Origin of the sequence: Prauserella alba (assembly GCF_024171735.1) — a bacterium.
GTDB classification, from domain to species: domain Bacteria; phylum Actinomycetota; class Actinomycetes; order Mycobacteriales; family Pseudonocardiaceae; genus Prauserella; species Prauserella alba.
Map to the genome: position 1 here is coordinate 360,056 of NZ_JAMTCH010000006.1, position 16,700 is coordinate 376,755.

At 67.0% G+C, this 16,700-nt stretch carries 14 protein-coding genes; 3 read left to right on the plus strand and 11 right to left on the minus strand.

Annotated features, from left to right (window positions below):
- Window positions 1-63: 63 nt before the first annotated feature.
- On the minus strand, window positions 64-1,671 hold the full coding sequence (locus tag LY12_RS21640) for an FAD-dependent monooxygenase (RefSeq protein ID WP_253859351.1): 1,608 nt from the start codon (window positions 1,669-1,671) through the stop codon (window positions 64-66).
- A gap of 120 nt (window positions 1,672-1,791) precedes the next feature.
- Between LY12_RS21640 and LY12_RS21645 the strand changes: the two genes are divergently transcribed.
- Window positions 1,792-2,376 (plus strand): TetR/AcrR family transcriptional regulator, encoded by a 585-nt coding sequence (locus LY12_RS21645; protein WP_253859239.1) that lies wholly within the window; start codon window positions 1,792-1,794, stop codon window positions 2,374-2,376.
- A gap of 77 nt (window positions 2,377-2,453) precedes the next feature.
- On the opposite strand, the gene LY12_RS21650 is transcribed toward LY12_RS21645, so the two are convergent.
- Both LY12_RS21650 and LY12_RS21655 read right to left on the minus strand, forming a co-directional pair.
- The gene (locus tag LY12_RS21650) at window positions 2,454-3,104 is read right to left on the minus strand and encodes a CoA transferase subunit B (RefSeq protein ID WP_253859240.1); all 651 of its coding nucleotides are present in this window, start codon (window positions 3,102-3,104) and stop codon (window positions 2,454-2,456) included.
- A 9-nt stretch (window positions 3,105-3,113) separates the two neighbouring features.
- Window positions 3,114-3,827, minus strand: a complete 714-nt coding sequence (locus tag LY12_RS21655) for a CoA transferase subunit A (RefSeq protein WP_253859241.1) — start codon at window positions 3,825-3,827, stop codon at window positions 3,114-3,116.
- 156 nt (window positions 3,828-3,983) lie between these two features.
- Here LY12_RS21655 and LY12_RS21660 point away from each other — a divergent pair, with 156 nt between their 5' ends.
- Window positions 3,984-4,775: an IclR family transcriptional regulator gene (locus tag LY12_RS21660; protein WP_253859242.1), complete on the plus strand. Its 792-nt coding sequence runs from the start codon at window positions 3,984-3,986 to the stop codon at window positions 4,773-4,775.
- 1,120 nt (window positions 4,776-5,895) lie between these two features.
- On the opposite strand, the gene LY12_RS21665 is transcribed toward LY12_RS21660, so the two are convergent.
- Both LY12_RS21665 and LY12_RS21670 read right to left on the minus strand, forming a co-directional pair.
- Complete coding sequence (locus LY12_RS21665) at window positions 5,896-7,260, minus strand: NAD(P)/FAD-dependent oxidoreductase (RefSeq protein ID WP_253859243.1); 1,365 nt, start codon at window positions 7,258-7,260, stop codon at window positions 5,896-5,898.
- 23 nt (window positions 7,261-7,283) lie between these two features.
- The gene (locus LY12_RS21670; protein ID WP_253859244.1) at window positions 7,284-7,979 is read right to left on the minus strand and encodes a transporter; all 696 of its coding nucleotides are present in this window, start codon (window positions 7,977-7,979) and stop codon (window positions 7,284-7,286) included.
- 231 nt (window positions 7,980-8,210) lie between these two features.
- Between LY12_RS21670 and LY12_RS21675 the strand changes: the two genes are divergently transcribed.
- Window positions 8,211-8,822, plus strand: coding sequence for a TetR/AcrR family transcriptional regulator (locus tag LY12_RS21675; RefSeq protein ID WP_253859245.1), 612 nt, complete (start codon window positions 8,211-8,213; stop codon window positions 8,820-8,822).
- 9 nt (window positions 8,823-8,831) lie between these two features.
- On the opposite strand, the gene LY12_RS21680 is transcribed toward LY12_RS21675, so the two are convergent.
- The 6 genes from LY12_RS21680 to LY12_RS21705 are packed head-to-tail and all read right to left on the minus strand — an operon-like array spanning window position 8,832 to window position 16,664.
- Window positions 8,832-10,289: an aldehyde dehydrogenase family protein gene (locus LY12_RS21680; RefSeq protein ID WP_253859246.1), complete on the minus strand. Its 1,458-nt coding sequence runs from the start codon at window positions 10,287-10,289 to the stop codon at window positions 8,832-8,834.
- 29 nt (window positions 10,290-10,318) lie between these two features.
- Window positions 10,319-11,413, minus strand: a complete 1,095-nt coding sequence (locus LY12_RS21685; protein ID WP_253859247.1) for a Zn-dependent alcohol dehydrogenase — start codon at window positions 11,411-11,413, stop codon at window positions 10,319-10,321.
- Window positions 11,410-13,749, minus strand: a complete 2,340-nt coding sequence (locus LY12_RS21690; protein WP_253859248.1) for an AMP-binding protein — start codon at window positions 13,747-13,749, stop codon at window positions 11,410-11,412. Before LY12_RS21690 ends, LY12_RS21685 begins: the two co-directional genes overlap by 4 nt.
- Window positions 13,740-14,531, minus strand: a complete 792-nt coding sequence (locus tag LY12_RS21695) for a gamma-glutamyl-gamma-aminobutyrate hydrolase family protein (RefSeq protein WP_253859249.1) — start codon at window positions 14,529-14,531, stop codon at window positions 13,740-13,742. The genes LY12_RS21690 and LY12_RS21695 overlap by 10 nt, the downstream gene beginning before the upstream one ends.
- Window positions 14,528-15,901 carry a glutamine synthetase family protein gene (locus LY12_RS21700; RefSeq protein ID WP_253859250.1) on the minus strand — a complete coding sequence of 458 codons (1,374 nt, stop codon included), beginning with the start codon at window positions 15,899-15,901 and terminating at the stop codon, window positions 14,528-14,530. The genes LY12_RS21695 and LY12_RS21700 overlap by 4 nt, the downstream gene beginning before the upstream one ends.
- Complete coding sequence (locus LY12_RS21705; protein WP_253859251.1) at window positions 15,894-16,664, minus strand: hypothetical protein; 771 nt, start codon at window positions 16,662-16,664, stop codon at window positions 15,894-15,896. Before LY12_RS21705 ends, LY12_RS21700 begins: the two co-directional genes overlap by 8 nt.
- Window positions 16,665-16,700 lie beyond the last annotated feature (36 nt).

Below are 16,700 nucleotides of genomic sequence, written 5' to 3' on the forward strand. Positions count from 1 at the left end.
GCCGGGTCGCCAACCGACCGAACTACGTCGTGGTGGGCATCAACTACGGCGGCGCGGTGTCGGTCATGATCGGACATCGCTTGCTGTTGTCTCGATGGTGTGGGTGGGCATGGCGGTGGCGTTCAACGCGGCGTTGAGTGTCTGGGTGGGATCGGTCGGGGCGGTGATGGTGCGCCAGGCGATGTATCCGTCGGGGCGGACCAGGGTGGCCCCGGTGGATTCGACGCCGTAGGCGGTGCGGAAAGCGTTGGACTCCACGGGTTTCGCATCAGTGCCCAGGTGTACGAACGTGACCGGGATATCCTGCTGCTCGGTGGCGCGGACCGCGGCAGCGGCCCAGCGGTCGTCTTCGGACAGCAGCACCCAGTCGCGCCGGAACAGATCCAGCGTCGAGCTTTCCCCGCCGTCGGTGGTGATCCACAGGTGCGGGGCCCGGGTGCCGGGTTGGCCGGCCCATTGGTCGGGTCGCTGCGCGGGCGGCAGGGTGGCGTCCGCGCCCAGGACCGCGGCCGAGCGGTAGAGCTGGCCGAGTTCGATCGACGCGTCGTCGAGCACCGGCACGTCCGTTCTGGGGGCGGCCAGGTAGGCCTTGTAGTCGGCGCGGGCGAAGAGCTGGTCGTGGCGCAGGTCCGCGATTGGCCGGCGTTCGGCGTCGTAGGTGTCCAGCAGTCGGGGCTCGGATCTACCGGCCAGCACGGCGGCCAGTTTCCAGGCCAGGTTGTGCACGTCGTCGATACCGGTGTTGGCGCCGAAACCGCCACGGTTGGGCGGCAATTGGTGGGCGGCGTCCCCGGCGAGCAGCACCCGGCCGTCGGAGAAGCGGTCAGCGATCAGCCCGGCCAGTTCCCAGCGGCCGGTGGTCACCAGTTCGATGGGGATGTCGGTGCGGCCGATCGCCTGCTGCACCACCTGGATCTGTTCGTCGACGTCGCGTTCGATGTCGTCGCTGAGCATCAGCACCCATCGGCCGTCGGAATAGGTGGTCAGGAATGCCTTCAGGTCGGGCTGTTCGATCTCGAACTGGACCACGCCGTGTTCCAGATATTCATCCAAGGGAGCGCGGAACAGGATGCTGCGCTGCACCGACAGCGGGCCTGCCCCGTGGCGGCCGATGCCCAACGCCTCACGCACGGCGCTGGTCGCACCGTCGGCGGCCACCATGTACTGGGCGTGCAGGCGGTACTCGTGACCGTCGTCGCGCCGGCGCAGGGTGGCGGTCACGCCGTGGGCGTCCTGGACGAACCCGAGCAGTTCGGTGCCCGGGCGCAGGTCGGCGCCCAGTTCGACCGATCGGTCACGCAGGAGGGGTTCGAGCCGGTCCTGGGTGACCGCGATCGCGTGCACCGGGGAGTCTTCCGCGCCGTAGGCGCCGTTGCCGCCGGGCGTCCACGGGTATTCCTCGAGCCAGGTCCCGGTCAGGCTCTCCACCCGAGCCCGCCGCGGCGGCTTCATGCCCTGTAGCGACGGCGGCACCTCGAGCCCGACCTGCCGGAAGTGTTCCACCGTACGCGTGGTGAAGCCGATCGCCCGCGGATGCGGGGAGCTGCCGCGGTGCTTGTCGACCACCACGACCGGAACGCCCTGCCAGGCCAGGAACACCGCGGCGGACAGCCCGACCAGACTGCCACCGACGATCAGCACCGGTGCCGTCTCGTCGTCGTTGCCGTTCATCTCGATCACACCCCCGCACCCTCGGGTCGAACTCTGACCCACCCAGAAAAACACAACTTGGTTAAAAATACAACTAAGTTAAGAGATTTATCGAGTTAAGCACTGTGCTAGGGTGGCGGCATGCCTGTTGAGCCGCTCGGACGGCGGGAACGCAAGAACGCCCAGACACGCCGGGCGCTGGCCGAGGCCGCGCAGCGACTGTTCCTGGAGAAGGGCTACGACCAGGTCAGCGTCAAACAGATCGCCGACGCGGTGGACATCTCGAGCCCGACGGTGTTCAAACACGTCCCCGACGGCAAAGAGGCGCTGATGTTCGACGACGGCGCCGAACGCCGGGAAAGCCTGCTGTCCGCGGTGTATGAGCGCCCCGCCGGAATGTCGGTGATGGCGGCACTGCGGGAGTTCATGGCCGGGCGCGGACCGTTCGTCGCCGACCCGACCCCGGAGGTCCGCAAGCTCACCGAACTGATCGTCAACACGCCCGCCCTGCGCGACTACTCACGCAAACTGTGGATTCGCTGTGAGCAACCCCTGGCCGAGGCCATCGCCACCGAACTCGGCCGCGACCCCCACGACCTCACCGCCCGCGCCCTCGCCCGCTACATCCTCGAGATCCCGCAATTCCTCAGCGACGAACCCGACCCCCGCGCCGCCCTCCACACCGTGTTCGACCTGCTCGAACACGGACTCCACGGCACACCCTGACCACACCGGCACACGTCGCCGAGCCGGCTGCTGGTGGGGGCTGGACCGACTGGCCGTGGCATCGCCGCGTTCGGTGGTTATCGGTGACCGGCCTCGGCCGTCTCCGTGATCGGCGCGTCGGTGCGGTTCCGGACCTCGTCTTCGGTGACCCCGGGGGCGAGCATGATCAGTCGGAGGCCGGTGTCGGTCACGTCGAGTACCGCGAGGTCGGTGATGATCCGGTCGACGACGCCCGAGCCGGTCAGGGGCAGGGTGCATTCCTCGACGATCTTCGGGGTGCCGTCCTTGGCCACGTGGTCAGTGAGCACGACGACGCGGCGTGCTCCGACGACCAAATCCATCGCACCGCCCATACCTTTGACGAGTGCCCCCGGGATCGTCCAGTTGGCGAGATCGCCGGCTTTGCTGACCTGCAATGCGCCCAGGACGGCGATGTCGATGTGCCCACCGCGCATCATGCCGAACGATGCGGCCGAGTCGAAGAAGCTGGCGCCGGGAGTGACCGTGACGGTCTGTTTCCCGGCGTTGATCAGGTCGGCGTCCTCCTCCCCCTCGATCGGGAACGGCCCGACGCCGAGAAGGCCGTTCTCGCTCTGCAGCGTCACCTCCACCCCGTCCGGCACATGGTTGGCGACCAGCGTCGGGATGCCGATTCCGAGGTTGACGTAATCACCGTCGCGCAACTCGGCGGCGGCCAGTGCCGCCATGTCGTCACGTGTCCAGGCCATCAGCAGCTCCTAGTCGGTCGACACGTCGGCGCGAGGGCGCACCGTACGCTTCTCGATGTCCTTGACCCGCGGCGCCGCTCGAACCAGGCGGTCCACGTAGATGCCCGGGGTCACGACCCGTTCCGGGTCGACGAACTCGCCGGTGAGGTGTTCGGCTTCCACCACCGTCACCCGGCCGCAGGTCGCCACGACCGGGTTGAAGTTGCGCGCGCTGGCCCGATAGACGAGGTTGCCGGCCGGGTCGGCGGTGTGCGCGTGCACGAGCGCCACGTCGGCGACGATCCCCCGTTCCTGCACGTGCAGGTGCCCGTCGAACTCGGCCAGCGGCTTGCCCTCGGCCACCGGCGTTCCCACCCCGGCACGGGTGTAGAACGCCGCGATACCCGCACCGCCGGCACGCAGCCGCTCGGACAGGGTGCCCTGCGGCGCGAACTCCACGACCAGGGTCTCGTCGAGGAACTGCTGGGCGAACAGCTTGTTCTCCCCCACATACGACGCGATCACCTTGGCCACCTGCTTGTTCTCCAGCAGCAGCCCCAGGCCCTTGCCATCGACGCCCATGTTGTTCGACACCACCGTCAACCCGGTCACGCCGCTGTCCCGCACCACCTCGATCAGGTCGTTCGGGATCCCGCACAGGCCGAACCCGCCGACAGCCAACGTCATCCCGTCCACGAGCACATCGGCCAACGCCTCCTGCGCATCGGCACGCAACTTCGACACCTCACCACCTCCTTGTGTCCGAACAGCGGACGGCCAGCAGTACAACCCGTTCGCACATCGCTTGGCAATATTTCCCCGAACAACTGCAGCAAGGTGGTCGCACACCGACCGCACCTTCACCTATGCGTTCACTCAGTGAACACCTAGGATCGGGCCATGAGCGAGGCATCGAACGCGCACCTGATCGGCAGAGTCGGCGGCGTGCTGCGGGCACTGTCCGCGCGAAACGACAGCGGCGCCCTCACCGCCGACCTGGCTCGTGACACCGACCTCCCACGGCCCACGGTGCACCGCCTGCTCACCTCGTTGACCGAGGAAGGTTTCGTCGACCGGGACCAGTCGACCGGCCGCTGGTTCCTCGGCCCAGAGCTATTCCTGCTGGGTCAGACCGCCGGGAGCCGCTACGACGTCACCCACCACGCCCGCGCGAGCGTGCACCGGCTGGCCGAAGCAACCGGCGAGAGCGCCTTCTTCTCCGCGCTACGCGGCGACGAGACCGTGTGCCTGATCCGCGAGGACGGCGACTTCCCCATCCGCTCGTTCGTGCTCTACCAAGGCGCCCGATTCCCCCTCGGCGTCGTCTCAGCAGGGCTCGTCACCCTCGCCTTCCTCGACGACACGGAGATCAACTCCTACCTCGACCGCACCGACCTCACCCACCGATGGGGCCAGGCCCACTCCCCCGACGACATCCGTGCCCGCATCGACCGCACCCGCCGCGACGGATACGCCGTCAACCCAGGCCTCGTCGTCGAAGGCAGCTGGGGCATGGCCGCCGCCGTCTTCGACCACACCGGACACCCCGCCTGGGCCCTCACACTCACCGGAATCGAAACCCGCTTCACACCCACCCGACAACCCGAACTCGGCGCACTACTCCTCCACGAAGCCCACACCCTCACCCAGCACCTCAACACCCCGGGTGCCAAACCCGGACAACGGCGGTGACACACCACCACACGACCTGGGACGGTCAACCGATCGCACTCACGGGGAACGCCAACATCCGCGGTAGACCCGGCCAGCGCTCCGCCAGGAACGCGAGTCCGTGGTCGTTCCAGACGCAGGGCCGGATCGCTCGGCCACTCCGGCCGAAGCTGCCCTCGCCCTACCGGTGGCAACCTGTGCACAAAGCGGGCCGCAGGGCAGTCGACCACGAGAACAGCGAGAACGCTACGACCACGTAGCACCTCCCACTTCCACCACATTTTCCCGCGAATGGGTATCTACACGAAGCGAGCAGAATTCACGCCATATCGCCCACAGGATGTTTCGACCGAGGAAATTCCCCACACTCTCGGCCGCAGAATATCGACCTGCAGGTGGAGCCGTTTCCTATGACGAGATCTTGGCAAGATCAGACCCCGGACAATCTCCGGCAGGTAGATCTCCTTGCCGATCACCGATCGGCACCCGAGCACCCGTACTGCGGCGACGACGCCGGGACAAGAACTCGACCATGGACAAGTGCTCTCGACCTCGCGAAACGGGCCAAGAACATGCAGGCCAGAAGGGCGGGCCGGGTCGGACTTGAACCGACGGCCAAAGGATAATGAGCCCGCAAGATCACCCGTCACGAGTAGAAACCGGAGGTGGGGCGGCGAACGGTCGGCCGCATCGCCGCAACCGAGGCATCGGGCAGCGCCAGTTCATGGACAGGACCATGGACAAGCCGCGTGCCGCCGGCACCATCCGCCCCTCGATGGCAACTCCCTCAACAGCGAATGGAAACGTCTTCCCGGCAGACGGCGGCTGTTTCAGATACGCCGCCATCCGCCGCAACGCCTCGTTCTCCGGCCTGCAGCCGGACGCCATGGCGAACACACGGACCGGCCGATTGCTCATGGCGCACCGCGAAGGTTAGTCTGCCGCGCGTTCGTAGAGCTGCCAAACCGAGCGTGGCCGCGAGAAGCTGTGGCCGACGTTGAAGGCGCATGGTGCGTATCTATCCACTAACGCACCTCGAAGTCGTCCCGGACGCGGAGACCGTCGATGGCCATGCCAGCGCGTTCGTGACCAACGACGAGGTGGACGAGGAGTCGACCGACCACCCCTCGAGAGGTGGGAATCAGCCGCCTTCTGCGACGCCGTCGCGGTGCATCGACCCCTTTCGAGCGTTGCGCCGGCTCCCGTTCACCAAGTCGTTGAACCGGTCGACGGCCCAGATGGTGCGCAGTCCCAGCGGACCCATCATCATCGGACGAGGAAACCTGGGCTTCTTCCGCCACAGCACTTCGAGGTCTTCGTGCCGCCTACCGTCGACGATGAGATCGGCCATGAGCGATCCGACGTAGGGCGCCTGGGCCAAACCGTGACCGTTGCACGCGATCGAGTAGAAGATGTCCTCGCCGAGCTGGCCTGCGAGCGGAAGCCAGGACGACGTGATGGCTATCCAACCTCCCCACGCACGGTCGACGGCCACGTCGGAAAGAGCGGGGAAGCGCATCGCGAAGGCCTGGCCGAGTTCCTCGACAAGAGCCGGATCCGCCTTCTTCGGAGGCAACGGATAGCGCGTGCCCCGCTCGAGCCGGCGCACACCGAACACGATGGTGTTGCGCGAGGTCAGGCGGTAGTTCTCCATGATGTTGTGCTGAGTCACCAGCCCTGACCGGCTGGTCCATCCGAGTGCTGCGAGACGTTCGGGATCGATCGGCTCGGTCTCGACCTCGATCACCCAGATCGGCACCGACAGTCGAGGCGGCGTGATGTCCCACTCGCCGGCGAAGGCGTTGGTCGCGAGCACCGCCTTGTTCGCGCGGACCTCGCCACGAGGGGTCGAAATGACGACCTGACCGCCTCGACGCGTGACGTCGACGACCTTCGTCCGCTCGAACACGCGAGCATCCGACGACAGCAGTGCTCGCCGTAGGCCCAACGTGAACCGGCCGGGGTTCATGATTCCGCCGTCCAGCTCACGCATCCCGCCGAGAAACCCCCGTGGGATCCCGAGTTCCTCGCTCGATCCCAACTCGACGTGGGTACCCCCGCGCTGCAGAATCTTGGCCACACGGCGTACTCGGCCCAGCTGTCCGCGCGATACGGCAGCGAAGACGTTGCCCGTCGGCTCGTAGTCGCAGTCGACGTCGAACTTCTCGATCAGGTTCTCCACGTTGTGCGCCGCGCGCTCGGTGAAACGTGACAGCGCGGGCATCTTCTTGCGGTAGAGCATGTTCAGCAACTGGATGTCGCCGCCGAGCGCACCCGCCACCTGCCCGGCGTTGCGGGAGCTGGCTCCATGGCCGCAAAACTCGGCGTCCAGAAGCACGACGTCGCGGCCGCGCTCGGCGAGCCGCAGGGCCGTCGACATGCCGTTCAGTCCTCCACCGATGACCGCGACGTCACAGCTGAGGTCCTTGGTCAGCGCAGGAGCCAGGTCGGCGGGCGGATCGACCCAACCGCTGAATTCTTCGTAGTCCACGTGGTCGGTATTCATGTCACGACTCCTCGATGCGACGCTCAGGCACGGGCAGCGCTCTGCTCGCCGGTCGCCGGTTCGACGCCGGTCGCCACGTTGTGCTCGTGCAGAGGACGGTAGGCGAAGTAGTACACGCACATCTGGAATCCCCAGGTGGCCAGCGCGGCGATGTAGAAGATCGTCCGATGTTCGTCGTCCCCGGGAATCGGGAAGAAGTCGTACGTGACCGCGATGATGCACGCCGCGGTGGTGGCGAGGCCCGCGCCGATGGCGTGCTTCTTGGCTCCGATCTTCCAGAGCCGCCACGAGAAGTAGACCAGGAACATCGTCGTGAGCACGTTGACCACGACGTAGAACGTTGCCGGACCGACGTGCAGCTCGTGCGGGCTGAATTGCTGCAGATACAAGCCGGCGACTCCGGCCAACGCGAACAGGCCGATATCGACAGCCACGCTCGGCTTGTACCGATGGGTCACGCGCATCAGACCGAGGACAAGGATGAGCGTGATGCCGATCGATCGCGAGAACGCGTCGAAGAATGCCGCAATGCTGTACAGGAAGCTGTCCTCCGCTCCGCCGAGGAGTGCCCACAACAAGAAGTTCGATCCCGACGTGGCGACGACCATCCACTCCAGACCCAGCAGATAGTTGTTGTAGCGCCGAATGAACTTCCAGCCGAAGTAGAAGCCGGCGAAGATCATCCAGAGATCCGCCAGCATGAAGAGAATGTCCTTCATGTCGATCAGTTCCTTTGCGTTTCGGTAGGACGCGAGCCGGGATCTGGCGTCGCCGGAGGACTCGAACTTGTGACCGGGGCCATAGACTAACAGTAACTTGGTCATTTGATCCAGATGATTGACCAAGTTTCTTCTCTGTGCATGAAGCCGTCGTCGATCCGCTGGTAAAGTGGTGGTGACTCAGTCGGGCGTCCAAGTCAGGGGCGGACGCCCATGGCAACGGGAGGCTTCGTGCCACGGATCTCCGCCGAAGAGCGGCGCGCTGACTTCGTCAAGGCGGCAGTGGAGGTCATTGCGACCCACGGCATCGACGGCGCGACGACACGGCGTATCGCCGAGCAGGCCAACGCGCCGCTGGCGACACTGCACTACTGCTACAACTCCAAGGAGGACTTGTTCGCCGACGTCTACCAGTTCGTCGCCGACAAGTTTCGCGGCGTCATCACGAGCAATGATCCCCATGCCGAGCTCGAAACCACAGCACACCAGATCCTCCGCGGCGTTATGGAGTGTTACCTCGAGTCAGTCAACTTCGCTGCGACGTCGCTCGAGCTCACGAGTTGGGCACGGCGCCAGCACAAAGAAGGTGGCGTCATCCTGGTGTACGACACGGCGCTGGACGCCGTACGCACTGCGCTTCGGAGCGCGAGCGCCGAGCACCCGCTCGAACCGGAGACGGTCGATGAGATCGTGTACGTCATCGCCACGCTGGCGGACGGCTTTGCGCTGAACTGGCTGACGTATGGCGATCGGTCCGCGGCGGAGAAACAGATGCAGATCTCGACCTCGGTTCTCGACAGCTGGCTCGCGACTCGGCTCGAAGCCGTGCCGGTTGCACCGTAACCGGCGGTCTCACAACGGCAGATCCGGTGAGTCGACGCCGACGACCCGGTCGCCGCAGAAGACCCGCACCGACTCCGCCGGCCCGTGGCCGCCGATGCCCGCCGGGCCCCAGAAGCTCTGCGCCGAATCGTCACCGAGGTCGGCGAGTTTGGCCCCGTTGACGCGCACCTCGCCGGCCAGAATGCGCGAGCCGACGTCGATCGCCCGGTCGGTGTCGGCGCCGAACACGTAGGCGTCGAGTCCCGACGGGTTCGCGTTGGCGATGCGCAACGCCTCCTCGTCGGAGTCGACCGGATGGAGCGACACGACCGGCCCGAACAGTTCGGCGGTGGCCTGCGCGGGATCGGCGCCCGCGGCGACCGTGGGCGACAGGAAGAACCCGTCGAGGTCAGGCAGCCGAGCGGGTCGGTGGATGGCCGCGCCGAGGTCACGCAGCCCGTCGATCCTGCGCTGCAGAGTCTGAAAGTGTGGCGCATTGGAGACGGGGCCGACGTCGACGTCCGCGTCGAGCGAGTGTCCGACCACGAGCTTGGCGACGCGCTCCGTCAATGCCTCGAACAGTGGATCGACCAGATCGCGGTGGGCAAGCACTTTGCCGGGCCCTTCGCACCACTGGCCGTTCAGTTTGGTCATGCCGTCGACGAGGCCGTCCGCGGCCACCTCGATGTCGGCGTCGTCCAGCACCAACGCGGGGTTGTTGCCGCCGAGCTCCAGCTGCAGAACCTTGAGGTCCTCGGCGCCGGCTCGGGCGATGGCGCGCCCTGCACCGGGCCCTCCGGTGAACGAGACGATCTTGATCCGCGGGTCGGCAGTGAGCGTGGCGCCGACGTCACCGGTCCCGTGGACCAACTGGAGGGAACCGCTGGGCAGGCCCGCTTGGACGAAGCACTCGACGATGATCTGTGCACTGCTCGGCGCGTGCTCGGACGGCTTGAGCACGACGGGGCAGCCTGCCGCCATCGCGCTCACGACCTTGGCAGCCGGGATGAAGCTGGGGCCGTTCCACGGAGTGAGGATCGCGGCCGGTCCCCACGGAACCCGGTACAGCCGAACGTCCCGGCCGTCCGCGGCCAACGCCTGCACTCGCGGTATCCGCACCAGGTCGGCCGCCGTGGATCGAATCCTGGCGGGCAGGAACGCCGCGACCTTCCTCGTGACGCTGATGGGCGTCCCACTGGTCAACGAGTCCGTGCGGGCGATCTCCTCGGCACGGGTCTCCATGATCGCGGCAGCCCGCTCGAGGACGTCCGCGCGCTGACGTCGTGCGTCGTCGTCCCAGCGCCCGACGTCGTACACCCGCTCCGCGTGCTGCAACGCGCGCTCCAGCTCGGCGGGAGGGGTCGTGACACTGCGATGCACGGGTTCGCGCGTGTTGGGGTCGACGTTCCATGCGTCGGGGACGGTCTCGCATTCTCTCCAGTCGTCGGCGATGTAGTTCACCGGCCGGGGAATCGCGTTGCTCGTCATGAGAAAACACCTCTGCGTTGGCTGGAAGGTCAGGACCGGAGGTCGAGGACTATGCGCGTCACGTCGCCGGACCTCATCGCCTCGAAGCCCTCGTTGATCTCGCCGAATCCGATGACCTTCGTGACCATTTCGTCGAGCAGCAGCCGTCCCTGCTGGTACAGGCGGGCCAGCTGGGCGACGTCCTGGCGTGCCTGGCCGGAGCCCAGGTACGACCCGATGAGCCGCTTCTCCTCGAAGAAGAAATCCGAGGCAGGCAGACTCAACTCGGTACCGCCCGGCGCGATACCGACCAGACATGCGGTGCCGGACGGGCGGAGGGCGGCCAGCGCCGTCGCGGCGGTGCGCGCCGAGCCGACCGCTTCGAACGCGTAGTCGACGCCCTCGCCCAGCTGGCGGTGGATCTCGGCGACGACGTCGTCGGAGCCGTTCACGACGTGCGTGGCGCCGTACCCACGAGCCGCCTCGAGTCGTTCTTCGTCGAGGTCGACGGCGACGATGGCCGATGCGCCCGCGAGTCGAGCGCCTTGGATGGTGGCCGAGCCGACCCCGCCGCAGCCGATGACGGCGACCGTGCTGCCGGGGCGCACCCGAGCACCGCGGAAGACCGCGCCGACGCCGGTGATGATGCAACACGAGAGCAGGCACCCGACGTGCAACGGCACGTCGTCCGGCAGCTTCACGAGCGCGTTCTCGCGCATGAGGGTGTGCTGCGAGAACGCGCCGACATCACCGAGTCGCTCGATCGGCCGGCCGTCCGGGTGCTGGAACGCCGGTCGTGGACGTCGGCGAATCTCGGCGACGCGCTGACATTGTGTCGATCTGCCCGCCTCGCAGTTAGTGCACCGCCCGCAGGACGGCGTCAGTGCCCCGACGACCCGGTCTCCCGGCCGTAGACCGGTTACCGACCGACCCACGGCCTCGACGACACCGGCCACCTCGTGTCCCACGACCACCGGCAGATCGGTGGGCACGGTTCCGGTCATGTAGTGCAGATCGCTGTGGCACAGGCCCACGTGGCTGACCGCGACCCGCACTTCGAGCGGCTCGGGCTCGTCCACCTGGATCGTCGCCAGGTCGAGTGGCTCGTTCACCGCGTTCAGGACGGCTGCCTGGGTCTCGATCATGCCGGGTTCTCCTTTGCCTTGGTTGTCCAGAAACCCCCGATACCGGCGGTGACGACCCCGCTGTCCCACGCCTCGCGCCCGGCCACGTCCTCACGGGCGAAGGCTTGTTCGATCTCGTCGAGCTGCGGTCGCAGGAGTTCCAGATGCAGTGCCGTCGTGCCGGTTTCCGGCGTCCACGCGTGGACGGTGTGGATGGCGCGATCGAGAAGTTCTTCCGGAGGCACGATTTCGTCCACCAGCCCGATCCGCCGAGCCCCGTCGGCGTCGATCCGCGGTGAGCCGAGGACCATGTGCATGGCCTGGTTCCCGACCAGCCGCGGGAGCAGCACGCTCGACGCGTTGGAGATGGTGAGCCCGCGACGGTTCTCCGGCTGGTAGTACTCCGTCTCCGGGGTCGCGATGCGCGTGTCGCAGCACAGCGTGATCTCCGACGCACCACCGACCGCGAGGCCGTTCACCGCGGCGACGACCGGGACACGCGTCTGCAGGATGGCCCGCGTGATGTCGTGGAAGGTATCCAACGCCGCACGGAGCTGTTCGTACGAGTCGGGCGCGGACGTCAGGTCTTCCCCTGCCGAGAAGGCCCGCCCTTCGCCGGTGAGGACGATTCCGCGCGCGGCTGCACCGGTGCCGTACTCGCGAATGACCTTCGCCAGGCTCACCCGGGCCTCGACGTCGAGCGCGTTCAGCTTGTCCGGACGGCGCAGTGTCACGACGGCTACGTCGCGCACGACCTCGACGTCGACCATTCCCGACTTCGCGGGCGCCGAGTTCTTGCGTCCCGACCCGACGTCGTGGGTGACCGCGCCCGCCACTTGAGCTTTGAGCGCAGGTTTCGAGATTCGCTCCGACGGGGTGCGCGGGAAGCTGTCGACGAACGTGACATACCGGGGCACCTTGAACCGTGCGAGCTGCGAGCCCGCCCTCTCGACGATCAGCTCAGCGGTCGTGCGGTCGGCCGCGATCCCGTCGGCGAGTTGGACGAAGGCCTTGACCTCTTCACCCAACGTCTCGTCCGGTTCCGCGACGACGGCAGCGTCGATGACCGCATCGTCTCGCTCCAGTACGCTCTCGACCTCCGCACTCGCGATGTTCTCGCCACCGCGCCGGACCATGTCCTTGATCCGCCCGACCAGCCGGACACCGCCGTCGGGACGGCGGATCACGACGTCGCCGGTGTGCAGCCAGCCGTCCCGCACGGTGCGTGCGGTGTCCTCGGGCCTGTTCCAGTATCCGTTCATCATCGGCTTGCCCGTGACGATCAGTTCGCCGGGCTCGCCGTCGGGCAGGTCCGCACCGTCGGGATCGACAACCCGAACCTGCTTGGTCGGAATAGGCAGCCCCACGCTCCCGCTCCCCACGGCGTCCGCGTCGTCGAAGGAGCTGAACAGGTCGACTCCGGACTCGGTCATGCCGTAGATCTCCCGCCATGGCGCACCCCACCGTTCCTCAAGCTGCAGGTGCAGCTGTTTCGGGATCCCCGAGCAGAACACCACGCGGACGTCGTTGTCGCGGTCGGCAGGGCTCGGCGGCTGTTTGAACAGCAAGGTCGGCATGGAACCGAGCACGTAGAAGAACGTGGCGCGATGCCGGCGGACGTCGGCGAAGAAGCCCGACGCGGAGAACCGCGGCAACACGACGAGTGGCGCCCCCACGGTCAGTGCGAGCGCCGTGTTCCACTGTGGATCCATGTAGGAGAACGGCTGGGCGGTGAGCAGCACGTCGTCGGGACCGAGACCGGCCGCTGCCGACGCCACCCATCCGATGCGCACCCAGTAGTCGTGCGTCAGCATGCACGCCTTGGGGAACCCGGTCGTGCCCGAGGTGTACTGGAGGTTGGCCAGCGTCTCGGCATCGATGGTCCTCGTCGGCGCGGTCGCCGGGAACCGCGCCGTGCCGTCGTCAGCTACGTCGACGATGCGAACCTCGGCCAGATCGCTTTGCGCCGCCACAGCGTCGTTGAGGAGCCGACCTCGCTCCCTGTCCGCGAAGACGACACGGACACCCGAATCCTTCAGGACGAACGTGAGATCGGCCTGCTGGTACGAGGAGTTGATCGGCACTACGACCGCGCCCGCCTTGAGCACGGACAGCCACACGACCGGCCACTGCACGACGTTCGGGAGCATGATCGCGACGCGGTCGCCCTCCCCGATACCGTCGACTTCGATCAGGCGGTGCGCGAGTTTCGAGGTCCACGCGTCGATCTCGCCGAAGGTCCACGACTCGTCGCCGAAGCGGAGGAACTCCCGCTCGGGTGTCCTGGTGGCGCGATCGGAGAGTAGTTCGGTCAACGTCGGAGTCGACGGATCATCGCCCATTCGCGTCACGGCCATTGCTGTGCCTCTCGGGTGTTCGTTGGGTTCTGGAGCCGTTTCGCGGACTCCTCGACGATCCACGTCAGGGTCGGATCGGCCGTCGCCATCCATTCCGGGTGCCACTGCACCCCCAGCACGGCATCCTCGGGACGCTCGACGGCCTCGATCACGCCGTCGCTCGCGCGGCCCGTCACGGCGAGTCCGGTGCCACATCGATCGACGGCCTGGTGGTGCCACGAGTTGGTCACTGCTCGTTCGCCGAACAGGCCCGCCGCGATCGAGTCCGGCTCGAAGGTCACCACGTGGTCCTCGGTTCCGTCGGCCGGTGCGGACTCCGGCGACAGGTGCCGCACCGCACCGGGCGGCAGGTCGGCGATGAGCGTGCCGCCGAACGCAACGTTGATGACCTGCATGCCCCGGCACACACCGAGCACAGGGATTCGCTGCTGCAGGGCCGCGTTGACGAGTGCTGTCTCGTACTCGTCACGCTCGATGTCATGGACCATCGGGTCCGACCGGGGGTCGGACCCGCGGACCACGGACGTGTCCCCGCCCCAGCGGGCCGGGTGCACGTCCTGTCCACCGGTGATGACCACGCCGGCCAGCCAGTGACAGACCGCTTCCGCGTCGGTGTCATAGGACAGGTGCACCGGCACGCCGCCCGCCTGATCGATGAGGGTCGCGAAGTCGGACATGTAGCTGTCGGTACACCGATCGCCGTATCGGCTGTCTGCGCCGGTGATCAGGTTCAGCCGATAGCGCCGGCCGGTGATGCCGATGAGTGGCCGTGCCGCGCTCATGGCAGTTCGAAGTAACGGGCGGACTCCCATTCCGAGAGCTCGGCGGAGGGGTCGCCGCCCGCGGTGTGGAACTGCATCCACTCCCATTTGCGCGAGGCGATCCAGAAGTCGACGAATTCGTCGCCGAGCAGCTCACGAAGGACGGGATCGGCGTCCAGCGCCGCGGCCGCCTTCGTGATGGTGTCCGGGAGTCGCTCGACGCCCAGGCCGGGCGGCAGGCACCACGCCATGTCGGCGATCTGCTCCGGTGGGTCGATCTTCTGCTCGATGCCGCCGATGATGCCGGCCAGCACGCCGGCCAGCGCCAGGTAGAGGTTCGCGTCGGCGCCCGGGAGCCGATACTCGATGCGCGACAGCGTCGGATTCCCGCACACCGCCCGCACGGCTGTGGTCTTGTTGCTGATGCCCCACGTACGCGTCACGGGCGGTCCTGTGAGATCGACCAGCCGCCGGTAGGACGTGATCTGCGGCAGCACGAGCGAGGTGTTGCCGTCGATCGTCGCGAGCAGACCGCCGATGGCGTGCAACATCGTCTCCGACGGTCCGTCCTCGGCATGGAAGGCGTTCACGCTGTCACGCTGCAGAGACAGATTGATGTGCGACGCCTGGCCGTAGCCTGCGGTCGGCTTGGCCATGAATGTCACGGTGTGGCCGCGTTCGAACGCGACCTCGCGCATGATCTGCCGGGCCCGGGCCCACGCATCGCCGACGGTGACCGGATCGCCGGGTGCCAGGTTCAGCTCGACCTGACCCGCGGCGTCCTCGTCGCTCCAGGCCTCCCACGCAATGCCGACCTCGTCGAGGCGGTCGGCCACCGCGTTCATGTAGTCGACCCAGTCCCGCGACTTCGCGAGGTGGTATGCCGTTCCCGCGCTCCCACCCAGGGGCGTCAGGTCCCGGTAGCCACGAGAACGTGCCTCGTGAATCGACTCCTCGAAAACCGTCGCCTCGATCTCGACCGCGACCGTCGCGGTGAAGCCGTGTGACGCCAGCCGATCGACCATCCGACGCACGAGGTTCCGCGGGCAGATCGGCACCGGAGTGCCGTCCTTCAGCCAGTAGTCACCGATGACGGACTCGACGCCCGGCTGCCACTCGACCAGTGTCGACATGTCCGGCCGGAAGTACACGTCGTCGAGGTGCCCGCGCCAGTCCGGGAACACGGCACCGAAGACGGGAAGGTTGCCGAGGTCGAGGCCGAACAACAGGTCGGCGAAAGCGAAACCGGTGTCCTTGCCCGCAGCGAACTTCTTCGGCGCCACGGTCTTGCCGAGATAGCAGCCTTCGTGGTTTGTGGCTTCGAGCCGGACGGCTCGTGTTGCCGATTCCGGGCGATCGGCCTCGGTGGCAGGCCGCGTCGGCTCATACATCGTAACGAACCTTCCAGGAAGCGCCGGTCATGACGGACAGTTGGGAGAGGGTGCCCTGGATCCCGAGCACGCCGGAGAACAAGACCGCGAGCAGGTCGTCGGCGCCGGAGAACACACCGGCGAGCGTGTCGCGATCCCCGGCGATCAGGTACTGCGTGCTGCCCGCTCCGATCACGGCTTGCTCAAGGCCATCCGGCCCTTCGGTGACGGCGATCAGAACGTCGGGCATCCCCGGCAGGGAACGCGCGGTGTCCCAGAAGCGCTGGGCAGCCTCGCGCCAGTTCGGCAACGGCGGCGTCAGTGCCTGCAGGACATCACGGGCCAGGTCGGGGTCACCGGTGGGATCCGCGGCCGGCGTGAACCGCGCGTTCAGGTCGACGGTGACGGTCGTGTCCGGCTCGGGCACAACGCCGCCGGACACGTCGACGCCGTTGGGGCCGAAGGCGATCGTCGCGGCCTGTGGGGTGTCGTGGGAGCGAATCGCGACGGTACCGGCCGATCGCTGCAGGGTCTCCGGTGTATGTCCGATTCGGGCGGAGTCGCGCAGGGTGCGGCCGATCAATCGGACGATGGGGCTCGCATCGTCCTCGATCCGGATGTCGACCTCTGCGACTCCCGCAAGGGGCGCCGTTGCCGTTGCGGTCATCCTCGGTCCTTTCGATTTCACGAGATCCCTGCACGACGCGACGTTCAACGCTTCGAGAAGAATTCGTGGAATTAGTTGGTCAAATGACCCGATCAATTGACTAGGATGATGCGACACGAGCCACACCGTGTCAACACCCGCCCGAACTCACCC